At 73.0% G+C, this 18,321-nt stretch carries 15 protein-coding genes and 1 pseudogene; 10 read left to right on the forward strand and 6 right to left on the reverse strand.

The features are described 5' to 3' along the window. Positions 1 to 15: 15 nt before the first annotated feature. A pseudogene (locus ACGFZL_RS11120) lies at positions 16 to 290 on the reverse strand (GNAT family N-acetyltransferase); the annotation flags it as partial. Between the two features lie 102 nt (positions 291 to 392). Between ACGFZL_RS11120 and panD the strand changes: the two are divergent. Then, on the forward strand, positions 393 to 812 hold the full coding sequence (panD, locus tag ACGFZL_RS11125) for an aspartate 1-decarboxylase (RefSeq protein WP_393690566.1): 420 nt from the start codon (positions 393 to 395) through the stop codon (positions 810 to 812). A gap of 28 nt (positions 813 to 840) precedes the next feature. After that, complete coding sequence (locus tag ACGFZL_RS11130; RefSeq protein WP_355168750.1) at positions 841 to 1,185, forward strand: GNAT family N-acetyltransferase; 345 nt, start codon at positions 841 to 843, stop codon at positions 1,183 to 1,185. A 792-nt stretch (positions 1,186 to 1,977) separates the two neighbouring features. Here ACGFZL_RS11130 and ACGFZL_RS11135 read toward each other — a convergent pair. Both ACGFZL_RS11135 and ACGFZL_RS11140 read right to left on the reverse strand, forming a co-directional pair. Further along, complete coding sequence (locus tag ACGFZL_RS11135; protein ID WP_393690567.1) at positions 1,978 to 3,150, reverse strand: flotillin family protein; 1,173 nt, start codon at positions 3,148 to 3,150, stop codon at positions 1,978 to 1,980. 13 nt (positions 3,151 to 3,163) lie between these two features. Beyond that, positions 3,164 to 3,421 carry a hypothetical protein gene (locus ACGFZL_RS11140; RefSeq protein WP_393690568.1) on the reverse strand — a complete coding sequence of 86 codons (258 nt, stop codon included), beginning with the start codon at positions 3,419 to 3,421 and terminating at the stop codon, positions 3,164 to 3,166. 236 nt (positions 3,422 to 3,657) lie between these two features. On the opposite strand from ACGFZL_RS11140, the gene ACGFZL_RS11145 reads away from it, so the two are divergent. Both ACGFZL_RS11145 and ACGFZL_RS11150 read left to right on the forward strand, forming a co-directional pair. Continuing rightward, complete coding sequence (locus tag ACGFZL_RS11145; RefSeq protein ID WP_393690569.1) at positions 3,658 to 4,992, forward strand: glycoside hydrolase family 18 protein; 1,335 nt, start codon at positions 3,658 to 3,660, stop codon at positions 4,990 to 4,992. A gap of 65 nt (positions 4,993 to 5,057) precedes the next feature. Continuing rightward, positions 5,058 to 5,963 (forward strand): squalene/phytoene synthase family protein, encoded by a 906-nt coding sequence (locus tag ACGFZL_RS11150; RefSeq protein WP_393690570.1) that lies wholly within the window; start codon positions 5,058 to 5,060, stop codon positions 5,961 to 5,963. Between the two features lie 208 nt (positions 5,964 to 6,171). Here the strand turns inward: ACGFZL_RS11150 and ACGFZL_RS11155 are convergent, their stop codons facing one another. After that, on the reverse strand, positions 6,172 to 7,173 hold the full coding sequence (locus ACGFZL_RS11155; protein ID WP_393690571.1) for a LacI family DNA-binding transcriptional regulator: 1,002 nt from the start codon (positions 7,171 to 7,173) through the stop codon (positions 6,172 to 6,174). A 439-nt stretch (positions 7,174 to 7,612) separates the two neighbouring features. Here ACGFZL_RS11155 and ACGFZL_RS11160 point away from each other — a divergent pair, with 439 nt between their 5' ends. From ACGFZL_RS11160 to ACGFZL_RS11175, 4 genes are all read left to right on the forward strand, one after another. Beyond that, on the forward strand, positions 7,613 to 8,761 hold the full coding sequence (locus ACGFZL_RS11160) for an ABC transporter substrate-binding protein (RefSeq protein ID WP_393690572.1): 1,149 nt from the start codon (positions 7,613 to 7,615) through the stop codon (positions 8,759 to 8,761). A 108-nt stretch (positions 8,762 to 8,869) separates the two neighbouring features. Further along, a complete protein-coding gene (locus tag ACGFZL_RS11165; protein WP_393690573.1) occupies positions 8,870 to 9,847 on the forward strand; it encodes a carbohydrate ABC transporter permease in 978 nt (325 codons plus the stop codon). Further along, positions 9,844 to 10,812 carry a carbohydrate ABC transporter permease gene (locus tag ACGFZL_RS11170; protein WP_393690574.1) on the forward strand — a complete coding sequence of 323 codons (969 nt, stop codon included), beginning with the start codon at positions 9,844 to 9,846 and terminating at the stop codon, positions 10,810 to 10,812. The genes ACGFZL_RS11165 and ACGFZL_RS11170 overlap by 4 nt, the downstream gene beginning before the upstream one ends. 126 nt (positions 10,813 to 10,938) lie before the next feature. After that, on the forward strand, positions 10,939 to 13,146 hold the full coding sequence (locus tag ACGFZL_RS11175; RefSeq protein WP_393690575.1) for an RICIN domain-containing protein: 2,208 nt from the start codon (positions 10,939 to 10,941) through the stop codon (positions 13,144 to 13,146). 90 nt (positions 13,147 to 13,236) lie between these two features. On the opposite strand, the gene gndA is transcribed toward ACGFZL_RS11175, so the two are convergent. Further along, on the reverse strand, positions 13,237 to 14,676 hold the full coding sequence (gene gndA / locus ACGFZL_RS11180; protein ID WP_393690576.1) for an NADP-dependent phosphogluconate dehydrogenase: 1,440 nt from the start codon (positions 14,674 to 14,676) through the stop codon (positions 13,237 to 13,239). A gap of 284 nt (positions 14,677 to 14,960) precedes the next feature. Here gndA and ACGFZL_RS11185 point away from each other — a divergent pair, with 284 nt between their 5' ends. Next, positions 14,961 to 16,196, forward strand: a complete 1,236-nt coding sequence (locus ACGFZL_RS11185) for a transglycosylase family protein (protein WP_393690577.1) — start codon at positions 14,961 to 14,963, stop codon at positions 16,194 to 16,196. On the opposite strand, the gene ACGFZL_RS11190 is transcribed toward ACGFZL_RS11185, so the two are convergent. Continuing rightward, entirely contained in the window at positions 16,186 to 17,337 is a 1,152-nt protein-coding gene (locus ACGFZL_RS11190) for a DMT family transporter (protein WP_393690578.1), read from the reverse strand. The genes ACGFZL_RS11185 and ACGFZL_RS11190 overlap by 11 nt on opposite strands. Positions 17,338 to 17,530: 193 nt before the next feature. On the opposite strand from ACGFZL_RS11190, the gene ACGFZL_RS11195 reads away from it, so the two are divergent. Further along, positions 17,531 to 18,298, forward strand: a complete 768-nt coding sequence (locus tag ACGFZL_RS11195; protein ID WP_393690579.1) for a (2Fe-2S)-binding protein — start codon at positions 17,531 to 17,533, stop codon at positions 18,296 to 18,298. The last annotated feature ends 23 nt before the right edge of the window (positions 18,299 to 18,321 follow it).

Genomic DNA, 18,321 nt, shown 5'->3' on the forward strand with positions numbered 1-18,321 from the left:
GCTCAGGCGGCGGCCTCACAGCCTCAGGCCCTTGAGGATCTCGTCGCGGTCGTCGCCCGGGCCACGCGCAGGGCGCCCGGCCAGCGGCCCACCTCGACCCAGCCGGCTCTGCCGTAGAAGTCCTCCAGCCTCAGGCCGGCCCGCACCGTCAGTTTGAGGCGCTCGAGGCCCATCTCCTCCCGGGCGACGTGATGGACGTGACGCATCAGTGCGGCGCCGACCCCCGATCCCCGGAAGCGGACCTGCGTCTGGACGTGGTTCACCACGCCGCAGTGCGCTTCGAGCGGATGCCCTGGGGACAGCTGCCCGAACAGGCGACGCGTTGTAGGGTGTGGGGACAGCCCTTGACCTGCAAAAACGCAGGCAGGGAGCCTATGTCCAGGAGTGCCTCCATGATACGAACGATGTTCAAGTCCAAGATCCATCGCGCCACCGTCACCCAGGCCGACCTGCACTACGTCGGGTCCGTCACGATCGACGCCGAGCTGCTGGACGCCGCCGATCTGCTGCCCGGCGAGCTGGTGCACATCGTCGACGTGACCAACGGGGCCCGTCTGGAGACCTACGTCATCGAGGGCGAGCGGGGCTCCGGCGTGGTCGGGATCAACGGGGCCGCCGCCCACCTCGTGCACCCTGGCGACCTCGTGATCATCATCAGCTATGCCCAGGTCACCGATGCCGAGGCCCGGTCGCTGGTGCCACGCGTGGTGCACGTGGACGCCGAGAACCGTATCGTCGGCCTCGGTGCCGACCCGTCGGAGCCGGTGCCCGGTACGGACCAGGCGCGCGGCCCGCACGCCGTGCCGGCCTGACCGACCCGTACCGACGAGGAGCGTGCCCGTGGGCGACATCGAGATCCGCGACGACCGGGCGGCCGGCCTGCTCCGGGCGCTGGAGGCCGGCGAAGTGGTCGGCCGGATCGAGTACTTCACGCTCGACGCGCCGGAACCGGCCCTCGTCCCCGTCCACACGGTCGTCGAACCGGCCCACGAGGGCCGGGGCATCGCCGGCCGACTGACCCGCGAGCTGTACGCCGCCGCCGAACGGGAGGGCGTCGCGGTCGCCCCGCTCTGCCCGTACGTCGCGAAATGGGCCGAGCGCCACGCCGACGAGGCCCCCGCGGCCACCCCGGAACTGCTGCGCGCGGCCCGGGAGCGGCTGGCGGATCACCCCGAGCGCTTCTGACGGGGCGCTCCCCGGTGCGGCGACCGGGCGGTCCGGCCGCCCGTCCGGGCCCCGTCCGTTCACGCCTCGGGGTGACTGGGACGCCGCACCTCGGGTAGGCGGGGCAGTAGTCCAGAGCCGGCGGAGCGCCCGTCGGTCGACTGGCCGGAGGACCGCACCATGACCGAACCGTATCCGGACCCCGTACCCCCCGCGCCCACCCCGGGCCCCGGCCCGCAGCCGGACCCGGTGCCGACCCCGCAGCCGCCGGGCCCCGGCCCGGTGCCCACTCCGCAGCCGCCCGGGCCCGGCCCGGAACCGGGCCCGCAGCCGACGCCGGCGCCGCCCCAGCCGGGCCCGCCCGAGCCCGCGCCGTCCCCGGTCCCGCCGGGCCCCGAGCCTGTCCCGAGCCCGGAACCGGGACCGCCGCTCAGCTGACGCCCTGCCGCGAGCGCCGAGGGGGCGGCCGTCGAACCGGCCGCCCCCTCGTGCCGCGCCGCGACCGGCCCGAAGGCTCGCCGCACCACCGCGACCTGCTCGGCGGCGGACCGTCGGACAGGGCGGCAGCGTGCCGGCGGGGTACGACACCCCGAAGACCTGGTTGTCACGAGGGAGCCAGGCCGGGCACCGCGGCGGCCAGGTGGCTGCGGGCGGCGATGCGCACACCGGCGATGCCCGCGCCGAGGCGGCAGACGTTCGGAGACGTCCTCGCTGGTCGGGACGGGCGGGGTCGGGCGACGGTGTCGAGCGGCTGGCACTCCACCACCGCGCCCGGGCCCGGCTCCGACCGACCCGGGCCCGGGCGCCGGTGGGTCAGCGGATGTCGACGGGTCCGTCGTCGTCCGAGGGTCGGCCGCGGCCCGCGTACGGTTCGAGCGCCGCCCCGGACCCGGCGACGGCCCCGTCCTTCCCGCCCAGGTTCTTGCGGACGGAGTCGAGGATCGTCAGCCCCTGCCCGACGAGTCCGGCCGCGATCTCGCCGAGCCCGTCCGTCCCGTTCAGCACGTTCACGTTGGCCCCGGCAAGACCCGCCGACGCCTCCTTCACGATCTGCGGCAACTGGTCGATGAGCATCCGGTCGAGCGCGACCCGGTCGTACGAGGCCGCGGCCTCGGCCTGGATCTTCATCCGCTCGGCCTCGGCCATGGCCAGTACGCGGATGCGCTCCGCCTCGGCCTGGGCCGGTTTCACGACCTCCGCGATCAGTTCCTTCTCCCGCAACTCGGCCTGCCTGAGAGCGAGTTCGGTCTGCGCCGCGAGCACTTCCCGGCGGGCGTGCGCCTGGGCGAGCGGGCCCGCCTGGTCGGCCTGTGCCTTGGCCCGGTCGACCTCGGCATCGAACTCGGCCCGCACGATCGCGGTCTGCCGCGCGTACTCGGCCTGTTTGCGCGCGGCCACCTGCTCGGCCTCCACCGACGCCTGGTCGGCCTGCGCCTGCGCGATCTTCGCCTGCCGCTGGATGGCCGCCTTGTGCGGCCGGGACATGGCCTCGATGTAGCCGGTGTCCCCGTCGTCGATGGACTGGATCTGCAGCGAGTCGACATGCAGCCCGATCTTCGCCATCTCGGCCTTCGACGTGTCGAGGACCTCGGTCGCGAGCTTCTGCCGCTCGGTGACGATCTCCTCGACGGTCATCGACCCGATGATGGACCGCAGATGACCGGCGAAGATCCGGCCGGTGAGCACGGACATCTGGTCCTGGTCCGACAGGAACCGCTGACCCGCGTTGACGATCGACTCGCGGTCGTTGCCGACCTTGAAGGCGATGACGGCCCGCACCGTCAGCGCGATGCCCTGCCTGGTCACGCACTTCTCCATGACCTCGGCCTCGCTCATGGCCAGGGACAGGAAGCGGGTCTTGCGGAACACCGGCAGCACGAACGCCCCGTGCCCGGTGACCACGCGGAACGGCGCTCCCCCTAGCCCCCGCCTGCCGCCCGAGACCAGCATCGCCTCGTCGGGTGCGGGAACGCGATATCCGAACATTCCTCACGTCTCCTTAGCGGGCGCCGCGCGTGTCGCCGCCGGACGGCGGGTCGAGCAAGGGGTCGCTCCAGACGATGACGGACACCTCGCGGTGTCCCAGGGACTCGATGACGAGCACGGTCGTCCCGCGCTCCAGCGGCTCGTCCGAGTACGCGAAGAACGTCTCGGTACCGCCCCTGACCCGGACCAACACCTCGCCGGGCCCCTCGATCCCGCGCGTTGCCAGGGTCAGTCTCCCCGTACAGCCGACCACGGCCTCGTCCGGCGCCATCGGCGGACGCCCCCCTTGTCGTTCCAGCTCGCAAGAGCTCTTGGAAGCCAGACCATACGCCTCTGACCTCGGCCGGACCATCCACGGGCGGCAAAGGTCCGCGGCGCGCGGCGCGGCCGGCGCAGAGGGCGGCCTACGAGCCCTTGACCCCGCTGGTCCAGACCAATAGTTTCGTGCAGCCAAGTCCACCGCTCCGTACGGCACGTGCACCACGCCTCACAGGAATGAGCTCTGCCATGCGCCTGCGCCCGCGTCCCCGTCCGCGCCGAAGACTCCTCACCCGGGCGGCCGTCGCCGTCACCTCGCTCTCCCTGATCGGCGCGTTCGCGCCGTCCGCCGCCGCCCACGGCGGTCACCACGACACCGCGCGTCGCGTCGGCTACTTCACCCAATGGGGCGTCTACGGGCGCGACTTCCAGGTCCAGGACCTGGAGCGCAGCGGTGCCGCCGCCCGGCTCACGCACGTCAACTACGCGTTCGGCAACATCGGCACCGACGGAAAGTGCCTGATGGGCAACGTCCCCGGCGAGTCCGACCCGTGGGCCGACTACCAACGGCCGCTGGACGCCGAGAACTCCGTGGACGGCGTCGCCGACACCGACACCCAGGCGCTCGCCGGCAACTTCAACCAGCTGCGGGAACTCAAGGCCGCCCACCCCGGCCTCAAGGCGATGATCTCGCTGGGCGGCTGGTCCTGGTCGACCCACTTCTCGGACTCCGTCCGCACGCCCGCCGCCCGCAAGGCGCTGGTCGCGTCCTGCGTCGACCTCTACCTCAAGGGCAACCTGCCGCAGGACGGCGCCCGTGGCGGCGCCGGTGCCGCGGCCGGCGTCTTCGACGGCATCGACCTGGACTGGGAGTGGCCCGGCTCCGAGGGCGACACCGACACCGTGTACCGGCCGGAGGACAAGCGGAACTACACCGCGCTGGTCGCGGAGTTCCGCCGCCAGCTCGACGACTACGGTCGCACCCGCCACCGCCACTACGAGCTGTCCGCGTTCGTTCCGACCGCACCCGCAAAGATCGACGCCGGATTCGACGTCCGCAAGATCATGAAGGACTTCGACTTCGTCAACCTCCAGGGCTACGACTTCCACGTCAGTGGCGAGAAGACGACGGCCCAGCAGTCCGCCCTGTACGCCCGCGACGACTTCAGCGTCGACGGCACGGTGGACGCCTGGCTGCGGCGCGGCGCCCCCGCCCGCAAGCTCGTCGTCGGCATGCCCTTCTACGGGCAGGGCTGGACCGGAGTCACCGGCGGCGGCGACGGCCTGAACCAGCCGGCCACCGCCCCCGCCCCGGCCAAGTGGGCCAACGGCAACGCGGACTACAAGGAACTGAAGTCCCTGGCGGACTCCGGAACGTACCGACTGCACCGCGACTGGCGCGGCGGCCACGCCTGGCTCTTCGACGGAACCACCCTGTGGACCTACGACGATCCCCAGGTACTCGCGCTCAAGTCCCTCTACGTCCGGGCCAAGGGACTCGGCGGTGCGATGTTCTGGTCCCTGGACGGCGACACCCCCGACGGCGAACTCGTCCGGACCGTCGACCGCGCCCTCGGCCACTGAGCCCGGCGCGGGTTCGGTACCGGCCGCCCCCGTAGGCTCGCAGCCGACGAGGACAGGGGATCGGCATGTGGAAGCGCGCCCTCGACGGGGCCGGTGTCAGGGAGTCGCGGCTGCGGCGGGACTACACGGAGCAGCGCAGGGCGGTGCGGAGGTTCGCGGCAGCCGAGTACGCCGCCGCGCGGCTGCTGCTCCCCGCCGCGCTGCTCCCGCACGTGGTGGCCGCCGTGGCGTTCATGCACGACACCGACGACCGCGTCGACCGCGGCACACCGGACGAACGGCAGGCCGCCGCCAAGACCTGGCAGGAGCTGGTGCGGACAGCCTTCGCCGAAGGCGACTCGGCCCTGCCCGTCCTGCGCTGCCTGGTGCGCACCGCCGAGCGCCACCCGGAAGTCCGCTCCCACGCGGAGGAGTTCCTCCGGGGCTGCGAGCAGGAGGCCGCCTGGCGGACCATCGCGGACGAGGAGGCGATGGAGCGGTACGTGCGGGAGTACTCCCGGCCGGCGCTGATGCTCACGGCCTGCCTGGTGGCGCCCGCGGACGCCGCGGCCCGCGCGGCGTTCGTGGACGGCTGCCACCGGCTGATCCGCGCCATGCAGCGTGTCGACTTCCTGGCGGACCTGTCCGAGGACGTGCGAGACGGCCGGCCGGGCATTCCCGCCGACGCGGTGGCCCGTCACGGCGCGGACCTGACCCGGCCCGACGCGGCGCTGGGACGGCTCGTCGCGGATCAGGCGGACCTCGCGGCAACCGACCTGGCGGCGGCCTCCTCCTTCACCGTCCTGGTGGACCCGGCGTACCGGCCGTTCCTGCGGGCCCTCCTCGGAGTGCAGTGCCTGCGTCTCGACGCGGTGCGCCGCGCGGGCCGGTCCCTGGCGACGCACGGCGCCGGACCTCCGGCACCGGCAGCCGCCGTGCTGCTGCTGCGGGAAGCGGCGGCGCGGGTCCGGCGGCCCCGCACCCGGTTGTAAAACGAATCGCGGCGCACCCGGGCGCGGAGGCGCATCCGGGCCCTGAAAGAGCCCGCCGTGGAACGCCCCGACAAAGCCGCCCGGCAAAGCCGCCCGGGCGACCACCGCGCGCCGCCGTTCGGACGCCACCGCCCTCCGGCTCGCCCCTGCGGCCCGAGACCGGCCGCGCCGCGTCCGGAGCCTCAGCTGAGTGGATATGGCATCGATATCAGCCCTCACCAAGCTCCCGTCCGGGAGGGGCCGTGCTGCCTCGGACGACGAGCTGCGGTTCGACGGTCTCGGGGATGGCCACCGCGTCGGGGGCGGTGAGATGGCGCAGCAGGTGGGCGACGGCGAGTTCGCCGGTACGGGTGAAGGGCTGGGCGACGGTGGTCAGCGGCGGGCTGCAGTAGGCGGCGAGGTCGATGTCGTCGACGCTGACCAGGGAGACGTCGTCGGGGACCCGGCGGCCGAGTTCGGCCAGGGCGCGGATGACGCCGAAGGCCATCTCGTCGCTGGCGACGAAGACGGCGGTGGCGTCGGGGATGCGTCCGAGGATGAGTCCGGCCCGGTATCCGGAGGCGGGCGACCAGTCGCCCTCCAGCGGGGGCGGTACGGGCCGGCCCGCTTCCTCCAACGCCGCGCGCCAGCCCTCGCGCCGGTTGCCGGCCTCCAGCCACTGTTCGGGGCCGGCGATGTGCCAGACGGTCTCGTGGCCGAGGTCGAGCAGGTGCCGGGTGGCCAGGCGCGCGGCGAGGGCCTGGTCGACGGCGACGACCTCGGTGGTGTCGGTGCGGGAGCCGTCGATGGTGATCGTGGGGACGGCGCGGGTGAAGTGCTCGATGCGCGGGCTGCTGTGGAGCAGGGGCACCGAGAGGATGACGCCTTCGACGTCCTGGTCGGCGAGGCGGGACAGCGCGGCCTCGATCGCGGAGGTGTCCAGGGAGGTGGTGGTGGCGGTGCTCACCGCGTACCCGGCGGCCTTCGCCGCGTTCTCGATGCCGGAGGTGACCGCGGCGCGGGAGTAGAAGGTGGTCTGGAGCGTGACCACGCCGATGGTGCGGCTGCGCCCCGAGGACAGCATCCGCGCCGCGTTGTTGCGCCGGTAGCCGAGCTGCTCCACCGCCGCCAGCACCCTGGCGCGGGTGTGGTCCTGCACATGGGGATGGCCCGACAGCACCCGCGACACCGTCTGCGCCGACACCCCGGCCGCACGCGCCACATCCGCCATGCCCGGCGGCCGTTCCCCGGCCTGGGCACCCCGTTTCCCCATGAGTTCCTTCCCCGGTCGCGATCCCTCGATGGTAGCGCTCCCCTCTGCCTGTGGATCTCTCCTGGGGAGGGCGATCAGGTCTCCAGGAAACACTGCCGCCGCCTCTATTGGCATCGATAACACTCTCTGCCATAGTGTCGGCCATCGAAGCGCGTCGTCCATCGGCTCGACAGCGCACCATCTCTTCCCGCGGTCTCTTCAGAGCTCTCCGCTCGGTCCCCCGCGGTGGGCAGGAGGCGTCATGAAACGGACTTGTACCCGCGTACTGGGTGCCTGTGGAGCCTTGATGCTCGCCCTGGCGGCAACCGGCTGCTCCGGATCGGACGGGTCGAAGGAGACGGCGTCCGGCAAGGCATCGATCACATTCTGGGGTTGGGCCCCGGGGTACGCGGACGCCGTGAAGGCGTTCAACGCCTCCCACCCGAACACCCAGGTCACCTACCAGACGGTGCAGCCGGGCGCCAAGGGCGGCTACCAGAAGATGCTGAACGCGGTGAAGGCCGGCAACGCGCCGTGCCTGGCCCAGGTCGGCTACGAGACGCTGCCCAGCTTCGCCGCCCAGGGAGCCCTGAAGAACGTGGCCGACCAGGTCACCGCGGCGGACCAGGGCGACTTCCAGGAAGCGGCCTGGAAGTCGGTGACGCTGGGCGACCAGGTCTACGGAGCCCCGGTGGACAGCGGTCCCATGGCGCTGTTCTACAACAAGAAGGTCTTCGACTCCCTCGGTCTGAAACCGCCCGCCACCTGGGCCGAGTACCGCACCGCGGCCAAGAAGATCCACGCCTCCGATCCCCAGCGGTACATCTCCTCCCCGTACCTCGACTACGACTACGCGGGCCTGGCCTGGCAGACGGACGCCGGCTGGTTCGGCGTCAAGGACGACGCCTGGCAGGTCACCATGGACTCACCGGCCAACCGGAAGGTCGCCGACTACTGGCAGGGCCTGGCCGACGACAAGCTGATCAGCTCGGCTCCCATGTACGACCAGGCGTGGTACACGGGGCTCGGCGACGGGAGCATCGCCACGGTGGTCGGCGCGGTCTGGCAGGCCGGAGTCATCAAGGGCGGCGCGAAGAAGGGCGCCGGCCAGTGGGCGGTGGCGCCGATGCCGCAGTGGGCAGCCGGTACGCCGCCGCAGGCCGGCAACGCCGGGGGCTCCGCGACCGCCGTCCTGAAGGGGTGCGAACAGCCGAAGGCCGCCTGGGAGTTCGCGCACTGGCTGGCCACCGACCGCACGGCGTTCGGTGACCTCGTGGAGAAGGCCGCCCTCTACCCGGCCGCCACGCAGCTGCTCGACCTGCCCCAGCTGAACAAGGCCGACCCGTACTTCGGGGGCCAGAAGATCTACGACGTGTTCGCCCGGTCCGCCCCGCGGGTGGGATCGCAGTGGGTCTGGGGTCCGCTGATGACCAAGACGGCCGCCGACCTCGACGACGGCCTCGGCAAGGCGTGGGCCGGCAAGGAGACCATCGCCGGCGCCCTGCGCACCGCCCAGGAGAAGACGGTCGCCGAGATGCAGAAGCAGGGGCTCCGGACCGCCGACTAGCCCCCCGCGGACGGTGCGCTGCCGGGCGCACACCCTGACCCGGCGTCCGGCAGCGCGCCCCACCCTCCACCTGCCTCGGCCTCCGTGCCCCGACGAAGGAATCCGCACGTGTCCCACGACACCGCCACCGCACACCGCGCCTCCCAGCGTCCGGCGGACCCGCAGACAGCCCTTCCGCCACTGCGTGCCGTACGGGCCGGAACGCCGCGCGGCAAGGGCCGGACACCGCTGATGTTCTGCGCGCCGTTCCTGGTCCTGTTCGCGGGCATGTACCTGGCCCCGATCGTCTACGCGGCGGTCAGCAGCCTGTACTCGGTGCACCGGTCCGGACTCGGGCTCACCGCCCCGACCCGGGTGTTCGACCCGGGGGCCAACTACCTGCGGGCGTTCGAGGACAGCGCCTTCATCGGGTCGCTCGGCCGGGTCGCCCTGTTCGGTCTGGTGCAGGTGCCCCTCATGCTGGGACTGGCCCTCGGCCTCGCCCTGCTCATCGACGCGAAGTCGGCCCGCGGCAAGGGCTTCTTCCGGCTCTCCGGCTTCGTCCCGTACGCCGTTCCCGGCGTGAGCGCGGCGCTGATCTGGTCGTTCATGTACTCCACCCAGTCCAGCCCGGTGAACCGGCTGCTGGCACCGCTCGGGTTCACCGTCCCGTTCTTCGACGCGGACCTGGTGCTCTGGTCGGTCGCCAACATCGTCACCTGGAGCTGGGCCGGCTACAACATGATCATCATCTACGCGGCCCTCCAGTCCATCCCCGCCGAGACGCTGGAGGCCGCCCGGATGGACGGGGCCTCGGCGTTCCGGATCGCCTGGAGCATCAAGATCCCGGCGGTGCGCGGCGCCCTGGTGCTCACCGCCGTCTTCTCGGTGATCGGCTCCGCCCAGCTCTTCAACGAACCGGCCGTGCTGCAACCCGTCTCCTCGGGCGCCATCCCCTCGACGTTCACGCCGATCATGTCCGCCCAGAGCGCCGTCGCCGCCGGCAACTACCCGTACGCGGCGGCCCAGTCGGTCGTCCTCGCGCTGCTCGTCGCCGTCGTCTCCTTCACCTTCTTCAAGCTCACCAGCCGGGGAGAGTCCGCATGAGCGCCATCGACACCACCGGGCTCGGGCGGCGGGCGGAGGCGGCCGGCAGCACCGCCGTGCCCGCGCCGAAGGGGCCGCGCCACCGGGCGCGGGACGGGGCCCGGTCACGGCGACTGCCACCCTCCGCCGGCCGCGAGACGACGTTCACCAGCCGGGCCACCGTGACCGCGCTGCTGGGCCTGTCCGCCTGCTACTTCCTGTTCCCGCTGTGGTGGCTGCTGGTGTCGGCGACCAAGCCGTTCGGCGAGCAGTTCAGCGGCAGCGGCCTGTGGTTCGACGGCTTCGGCCTGTTCGACAACGTCGCCCGGCTCGGCCGCCAGGACGGCGGGATCTTCTGGCGCTGGATGCTCAACAGCCTGCTGTACTGCGGGACCGGGGCGCTGCTGGGGACCCTGTTCTCCGCACTCGCCGGGTACGCGCTGGCGAAGTTCGACTTCCGCGGTCGCGGCGCCGTCTTCGGCCTGGTGCTGGCCGCCGTGCTGGTGCCGAAGGTGCTGTTCACCCTGCCGCTGTATCTGATGTTCTCCGGCGCCGGCCTCATCGACAACCCGCTGGCGGTGCTGCTGCCCAGCGTGGTGAGCCCGTTCGGGGTCTACCTGGCCCGGGTGTTCGCCGCCCAGTCCGTCCCCGACGAGGTGCTGGAGGCCGGCCGCCTCGACGGCGCGAGCGAGCTGCGGATCTTCCGCTCCGTCGGGGTGCGGATGATGCTGCCCGCGCTGGTCACCATCTTCCTCTTCCAGTTCGTGGAGATCTGGAACAACTACCTGCTGCCCGCGATGGTCCTCGGCGACGACCGGCTCCAGCCCGTGACGGTCGGCCTGGTGGGGTGGAACGCCAGCCATGTCGCGGTGCCGCCGCCGCTGGTCGTCATCGGCTCGCTGGTGTCGGTCGTCCCGCTGCTGATCGCCTTCCTCGCCCTCCAGCGCTTCTGGCGCGCGGGCATGACCGCAGGAGCCGTCAAGTGACCTTCCAGGCCGAGCCGCCCGCCTGACCGCCCCCGTCAGCCCACCGCAGTCCGCCCCCTCCATCGGCCCCCCCACACCGCCGACCCCACGCCCCCCGTGAGGACGGAAGACCGGAAGGAACCGCTCGTGTCCATTTCCCGCAGAAGAAGGATCAGCGGCGCGCTCGTCGCCGCCGCGCTCGTCGCGGCCGGCGGCGCCGCGCTCGCCACCCCGCCGGCCGCCGATGCCGCGGCGCCCACCTACCGGGTGAACGTCGGCGCCAAGGGCACCTGGAACCGCCCCGACGACACCCCCGCCGCCCCCTACATCGACAAGGACGGCACCTTCTACTACGAGCAGGCGCACGCGCTCTACGGCGCCGACGACGGCCGTGCGTGGTCGTTCTACTCGGGGCCGGACTTCGACAACACGACCAAGCACGCGATCAGCAGCGCGGTCAACCCGGCCAACAGCAACGACAAGAACAACGACACCACCTGGCGCTGCAACAACAGCCCCACCGGCAAGGAGGCGACCAACGCCCCCTCCGGGTCGGGCTACGCGCACCGCAACTACTGCGACCCGGCCGGCGGCATGTGGGTGGACCCCGACACCGGTGACTGGTACAGCCTGATCCACAACGAGTTCACCCCGCAGCCCTTCGGCGACGGCGTCCACTACGACGCCATCGACCGGGCCGTCTCCACCGACCAGGGCAGGACGTGGACCATCAAGGACCACGTCATCACCAGCCCCTACAGCACCAAGCGGGGCGACACCGCCGCGTTCCCGCAGAAGACGTACCACTATGGCGACGGTGACCAGCGGCTCTTCGTCGACACCGCCTCCGGCTACTTCTACGCCTTCTACGGCTCCCGGATCGTGGACAAGAACGGCGGCTGGAAGGCGTTCCACGCCCATGTCGCCCGCGCCCCCATCTCGGGCAAGATGGCGCCGAGTTCCTGGCAGAAGTGGTACGACGGCGCCTGGACGCAGCCCGGCACCGGCGGCAAGGAGAGCAACATGGTGCCGGTCGACTCCGCCGGCAACGGCACCGGCTACACCCCCGCCGGCAAGGAGTACAACCCGGCCAACACCGGCACCACCGCCGAGCAGGTCGCGGCCGGGACCACCCCCGCCACCTCGCCCCTGTTCGTCATGGACATCACCTGGAACGCCTACCTCGGCCTCTACATCGGCGAACCTCAGGCGGTCGACCAGTCGGGCAAGGCGCCCCAGCAGATCTACGCCACCGACAACCTGGCCACCCAGAAGTGGAAGCTGATCGGCGACACCGGCAGCCACACCAACGCCTCCTGGTACCGCTGGTTCCTCGACAGCGCCAACAAGACCAGTACCACCATCGTCGGCCGCAGCTTCCGCTCCTACTGCTCCTTCGGCTGCTCCGGCGACGCCTCCGCCGAGTACCTCAACCTGTCGATCGACACCAGCGCCCCCGCCGCCCCGGTCGACACCACCAAGACCTACCGCATAGCCGGCGCGGGCAGCCGTGTCCTGGCCCAGGTCTCCGGCAGCTCCGCCACCACCTCCCAGACGGCCGGCGCCGCCAACCCCGACGTGTGGTCCTTCGCCGCCAACGGCGACGGCTCCTACCGCATCGCCAACACCACCACCGGCGCCCTGCTGGGCGTCGACTCCACCACGACCGGCCAGCGCGCCTGGGGCACCAAGCCCACCGTCACCGCCGCCGGGACCGGCGGCCCGAGCGTCGGTCAGCAGTGGTGGGTCGTCCGCAACACCAGCGGCGGCACCTACCGCCTCGTCAACCGCTACAGCGGCCTGGCCCTCGGCATATCCGCCGACTCCTCCCGGCCCGCGGAGACCACCCCGGCCCGTTTCTGGACCGGCTCCGGCGGCGTCGGCGGCTCCCGCACCGCGGCCGAGCAGACCCTCGGCCTCACCGCGGCGGGCACCGCCCCCGGCAACCTCGACGGCGTCCACACCCTCGCCGCCGGAGGCAAGGCCCTCGACGTGCCCGACCACAGCACCACCGCCGGCACCCAGCTCATCACCTACACCCCCAACAGCGGCGCCAACCAGCAGTGGCGCTTCACCCGGCAGAGCGACGGCTCCTACGAGATGGCCAACGTCGAGTCCGGCCTGTGCGCCGACGTCAGCGACGGCTCCACCACCGCCGGCGCCAAGGTCGTCCAGTGGACGTGCAACCAGGGCGCCAACCAGCACTGGAAGGCCACCCGCCGCTCCGACGGCACCTACACCCTGGCCTCCGTCAAGAGCGGCCTCGCCCTGACCACCGCCTCCACCGCCAACGGCGCCCTGGTCACCCAGCAGACCGACACCGGCACCGCCCGGCAGCGGTGGACCCTCGGCTGACCCACCGGATCACCGGTTCCCGGTATGCCGCGGAACGGCCTGCCGGGAACCGGTAGCGGGCCTTGCCCAACCCCGCGCGCCTGGTCGGTGTCAGCTGCTGGTCTCGGTGCGGTCGCCGCCCCAGAGGGTGTGGAAGGTGCCGTCACGGTCGGTGCGGCGGTAGGTGTGGGCGCCGAAGTAGTCGCGCTGGCCCTGGGTGAGGGCGGCGGGCAGGCGGGGGGCGCGCAGGGAGTCGTAGTAGGCGAGGGTGGCGGAGAAGGCGGGGGTGGGGACGCCCTGGGTGACGGCGGTGGCGATGACGCCGCGCCAGTCGTCCTGGGCGGCGGCGATCTCGTCGGCGAAGCCCTTGTCGGCCAGCAGGCTGGGGAGGTGGGGCTGGGCCTCGTAGGCGCCGGTGATGCGGTCGAGGAAGGCGGCGCGGATGATGCAGCCGCCGCGCCAGATCGCGGCGACCTTGCCGAGGTCGATGTCCCAGTCGTAGCTCTCGCTGCCGGCGGCGATCTGGTGGAAGCCCTGGGTGTAGGAGACGATCTTCGAGGCGTAGAGCGCCTGCTCGACCCGGTCGGCGAAGGCCGCCGCCTCGTCCTTGCCGAGGGCGCGGGCGGCGGGGCCGGCCAGGTGGCGGGAGGCTTCGCGCAGGTCGGCGTGGCCGGAGACGGAGCGGGCGAAGACGGCCTCGGCGATGGCGGAGACCGGGACGCCGAGGTCGAGGGCGATCTGCACGGTCCAGCGGCCGGTGCCCTTCTGCTCGGCCTGGTCCAGGACGACGTCCACGAACGGCTTGCCGCTCGCCTCGTCCACATGGGCGAGGACCTCGGCGGTGATCTCGATGAGGTAGGAGTCCAGGCGGCCGGTGTTCCAGGTGCGGAAGATGTCGGCGATCTCGGCGGGGGAGTAGCCGGCGACGTCGCGCAGCAGCTGGTACGCCTCGCCGATCAGCTGCATGTCGGCGTACTCGATGCCGTTGTGCACCATCTTCACGAAGTGCCCGGCGCCGTCCGCCCCCACGTGCGTCACGCAGGGCGCCCCGTCCTTCGCCTTCGCGGAGATCTTCTCCAGCATCGGGCCGAGGGAGTCGTAGGACTCCTTCGAGCCGCCCGGCATGATGCTGGGGCCGTTCAGCGCGCCCTCCTCGCCGCCGGAGATGCCGGTGCCGACGAAGTGGATGCCCTGCTCGCGCAGCTCCTTCTCCCGGCGCCGGGTGTCGGCGAAGTGGGCGTTGCCCCCGTCGATGATCATGTCGCCGGGCTCCAGGAGCGGCGCGAACTCCTTGATCACCGCGTCCGTCGGGTCGCCCGCCTTCACCATGACCACCAGCCGGCGGGGCCGCTCCAGGGCCGCCACGAACTCCTCCGCCGTCTCGGTCGCCACGAAGTCGCCCTCGCCCCCGAACTCCTCCACCAGCGCGTGCGTCTTCGACGCGGTCCGGTTGTGCAACGCGACCGTGTAGCCGTTGCGGGCGAAATTGCGGGCCAGGTTGCGGCCCATGACCGCGAGACCCGTGACGCCGATCTGCGCTGTAGTGCTCATTGCGTTGACTCCCAGTTGCCTCGGTGTCCGTGATGCTGGTCGTACCGGCCAGTATCGCCGCCTGCCCATCCTGACGTGCCGCTACGCCCGTCGCATCTCCTGACCCGGCCCGCCCCGGTGCGACGGAAAGGGGTCCCGGTACTCGGCGGAGGGCCCGCAAGATCCCTCAACAACCGTACATTCCAGGCCACTTGAACCGGCCATGCGGCCGGTAGCCGTCTTGTCGTGGCCGGTTCGGCGCGCTTACTTTTGCCGCTCCTGACGCAATGTCGAAGGGGTCCCCCATGGCCGTACGCGGCCGGCACCGCCGGTATCAGCCGAACAGGATCAACCGCGCCTCCCTCACCGTCACGGCCGGCGGCGCCGGCATGGCGCTCCCGCTCATCGGCGCCGGCACCGCGCACGCGGCCGACGTGGCGACCTGGGACAAGGTGGCCGCCTGCGAGTCCACGGGCAACTGGGACATCAACACCGGCAACGGCTACTACGGCGGCCTCCAGTTCACCCGGTCCACCTGGGCGGCCTACGGCGGCACCGCGTACGCACCGCGCGCGGACCTGGCGAGCAGGGACCAGCAGATCGCCGTGGCCGAGAAGGTGCTCGACGCACAGGGGCCCGGCGCCTGGCCGGTGTGCTCGGGACGGGCCGGACTGACCCGGGGCGGCGGCAGCCCCGACATCCGGCCGGCCGGCGGACGCGAGGCGGCCCAGGGCGGTGAACGGGTCGCCCGGAAGTCCACCGGGACGCCGCGCGCGAAGGCCCCGGCCAAGGGCTCCGTCAAGGACGTCCGGCCGCAGACCACTCCGCAGTCCCGGGCCGGCCAGGCCCGCAGCATGTACACCGTGGTCACCGGCGACACCCTGTCCGGCATCGCCGACACCCAGCGGGTCCCGGGCGGCTGGCAGCGCCTGTACCGGGCCAACCGCGCCGAGATCGGCGCCGACCCGGACCTGATCCTGCCCGGTCAGCACCTCGCCCTGCGCGGCTCCGGCGCGGCGGTGGCGGCGCCGGCGAGACCCGCGGCACCCCGGAAGGCGGAGCCGAAGCCCAAGGCCCGCCCCGAGCAGCCGAAGAAGACGTCCACGCACACCCAGAAGCCGAGGACGACCACCCACCACGCCCTGGTGGCACCCGTGGACGCCCCGACCGGCACCCCGTACCACAAGAGCGGCTCCTCCTGGTCCAAGGGCTACCACACCGGCGTCGACTTCCCCGTCCCCACCGGCACGTCCGTCAAGGCCGTCGCGGCCGGCCGGGTGGTCAGCGCGGGCTGGGGCGGGTCCTTCGGGTACGAGGTGGTCGTCCGGCACGGCGACGGCCGCTACTCGCAGTACGCCCACCTCTCGGCGATCTCCGTACGGAGCGGCCAGCAGGTGGGCGCCGGGCAGCGGCTCGGCCGGTCGGGGACCACCGGCAACAGCACGGGCCCGCATCTGCACTTCGAGGTGCGGACCGGGCCCGGCTTCGGTTCCGACGTGGACCCGGTGGCGTACCTCCGGGCCGGCGGCGTCAGGATCTGATCCGCACGCGGTGTCGGTCGACGACCGGCAGCGGGACGAAGAGGCCGCCGAACACGGGGGCCGCCACGAGCGGCGGCGCGCCGGGCTCCGTCGCCGGGGAGGGCAGGACGACCCGGCCGGTCAGGGCGTCCGGCACCGGTGCCGGCGAGTCCGCGGACCCGCGCGGCGCGGCCACGGGGGTCACCGCCGGGGCCGCGCGGCGCGACGAAGCGGGGGTCGAGCGGTCGGACGACGGCGGGGCCGGGCGGTCCGACGACGGCGAGGCCGCGGCCGGGACGGCGGCCGGAGTCTCCTCGTCGCCCCCGCTCGCGGCCTCCCGCGCGATGCGCTCGGTCGTCAGCAGGATCAGGCCGCCCGCCGCCACCACGCCGCAGCCCAGGGCGAGGACGGTGCCCGTCGTGCCGTACCGGAAGGTCTCGCCGAACATCGTGATGCCCACCGCGGCGGCCACCACCGGGTTGACCACGGTCAGCGTGGCCAGCGGCGCGGCGAGACCGGCGCCCCGGTAGGCGGCCTGCGACAGCAGCATGCCGGCCGTGGCCAGCACGGCGATCACCGCGAGGGAGGGCAGGTCGGTGGCCGAGACGCCGTCGGCCCAGTCCACCGCGACCGTCTTGGTGAAGACCGAGGACATGCCGAAGGCGATGCCGGACGCGGTGGCCAGCAGCATGCTGCGCACCGCGGGATGCCGGTGCGCGGCGCGGCCGGCCACCATCAGGGCGACCACCGTACCGGCGGTCACCGCCGCCGCGCCCACCCGCTGCGCGGTGCCGAGCGACTGCGCCTCGGAGGAGCCGACCAGGGAGAGCAGGCCCGCGAGTCCGACCGTCGCCATGATCGCGCCGCGCCAGGCCGTCGCGCCGGCCCGGCGGCCGACGAACAGCGCCGCCATCGGCAGGGCGACGACGATGGTGAGCGCGCCCAGCGGCTGGACCAGGCTGAGCGGACCGAAGGCGAGCGCCACGACGTGCAGCACGCCGCCGAGGCCGTTGAGCGCGACCGCCGCCCACCAGGCGGGGCGGCGCAGCGGGGCGTAGTGCGCGGCGGAGGACGCCGCCACCTGCTCCTGCACGATCGCCCCGCCCGCGTAGGCGACGGCGGAGACGAGCGACAGCACCACGGACAACGCGAGGGCGCTCATCTGCTGCTCCTCTGCGAGAGGCGGGGCCCCTGGGCCCGGCGGGGCGAACGGTCGTCATCCATGGACAACAGCATGACGTCCCCGTATCTTCCCGTCGTCGTCCCTGAGCACCGATCGAGTCCTACTACCGATGGAGTATCCCGGCGCGGCAGTCCTCCCCAGGGTGGGCGTGTCACGGGCTCGGGGGCAGGGCTTGATATCACTGGACGCCGTGGACCTCGACCCGGGCCTCGACGCCCTCCGCGCCCTCGGCGGCTTCTCCGTGCTCCACGCCTCGTGCCCCCTGCCCCGCCCGCTGCCCGCCCTCGCCCGGGCCTACGCCCCCGCACCCGCGTCCGACGCCGGTCCGCCCGACGCCCACCGGGACCCGCTGGGCTTCCGCGTCTCCGCGGTCGCCGGCGCGATCGGCGCCCCCGAGCCGCGGGTCGCCGCCTCCGTGGCCCAGCAGGGGCTCGCCGCCCGGCTCTGGTCCGTGGCGCTGGGCTGCGCCGTCCACTACGGCCGGGTCCCCGACCTCGACCCGGCCCTGCTGCACTGGGACCCGGGCGCCGGCGCCCCCGACGACCTCTGGCTCCCCGAGGTGCGGGCGCTGCCGGGCGACGCGGCGACCGTGGCCGCCGTCGTGCTCGACGGCCATCTGGTGCCGCTGGCGGACGCGCTGCGCACGCGGCACCGGGTGGCGGCCGGACTCCTGTGGGGCAACGCGGCCTCCGCGCTGGCCGGCGCGGGCCGCGAGCTGGAGCGCCGCTCCGGCGGGACGGACGCCGCCGACCGGGCCCGCCGGCTGACCGCCGACCTGCTGGCGCACCCGCTGCTGGCCGGCGCCGGCACCCTGACCGGCACGGCCTACCGGCGCCGCAGCTGCTGCCTGTACTACCGGGTCCCGGGCGGCGGCGTCTGCGGCGACTGCTGCTTCCCACAGCCGCCCCGCGCCCCCGCACGGCCTCCAGGTGCCCCGTGAACGGCCCGGAGCAGCCCCATGAA

Source organism: Streptomyces sp. NPDC048182, assembly GCF_043202555.1.
Lineage (GTDB): Bacteria > Actinomycetota > Actinomycetes > Streptomycetales > Streptomycetaceae > Streptomyces.

Coding starts and splice junctions, on each gene's coding strand:
- ACGFZL_RS11170 (WP_393690574.1), top strand. CDS start 9,844: ATGAGCGCCATCGACACCACCGGGCTCGGGCGGCGGGCGGAGGCGGCC.
- ACGFZL_RS11150 (WP_393690570.1), top strand. CDS start 5,058: ATGTGGAAGCGCGCCCTCGACGGGGCCGGTGTCAGGGAGTCGCGGCTG.
- ACGFZL_RS11145 (WP_393690569.1), top strand. CDS start 3,658: ATGCGCCTGCGCCCGCGTCCCCGTCCGCGCCGAAGACTCCTCACCCGG.
- ACGFZL_RS11135 (WP_393690567.1), bottom strand. CDS start 3,150: ATGTTCGGATATCGCGTTCCCGCACCCGACGAGGCGATGCTGGTCTCG.
- ACGFZL_RS11185 (WP_393690577.1), top strand. CDS start 14,961: ATGGCCGTACGCGGCCGGCACCGCCGGTATCAGCCGAACAGGATCAAC.
- gndA (WP_393690576.1), bottom strand. CDS start 14,676: ATGAGCACTACAGCGCAGATCGGCGTCACGGGTCTCGCGGTCATGGGC.
- panD (WP_393690566.1), top strand. CDS start 393: ATGATACGAACGATGTTCAAGTCCAAGATCCATCGCGCCACCGTCACC.
- ACGFZL_RS11140 (WP_393690568.1), bottom strand. CDS start 3,421: ATGGCGCCGGACGAGGCCGTGGTCGGCTGTACGGGGAGACTGACCCTG.
- ACGFZL_RS11190 (WP_393690578.1), bottom strand. CDS start 17,337: ATGAGCGCCCTCGCGTTGTCCGTGGTGCTGTCGCTCGTCTCCGCCGTC.
- ACGFZL_RS11155 (WP_393690571.1), bottom strand. CDS start 7,173: ATGGCGGATGTGGCGCGTGCGGCCGGGGTGTCGGCGCAGACGGTGTCG.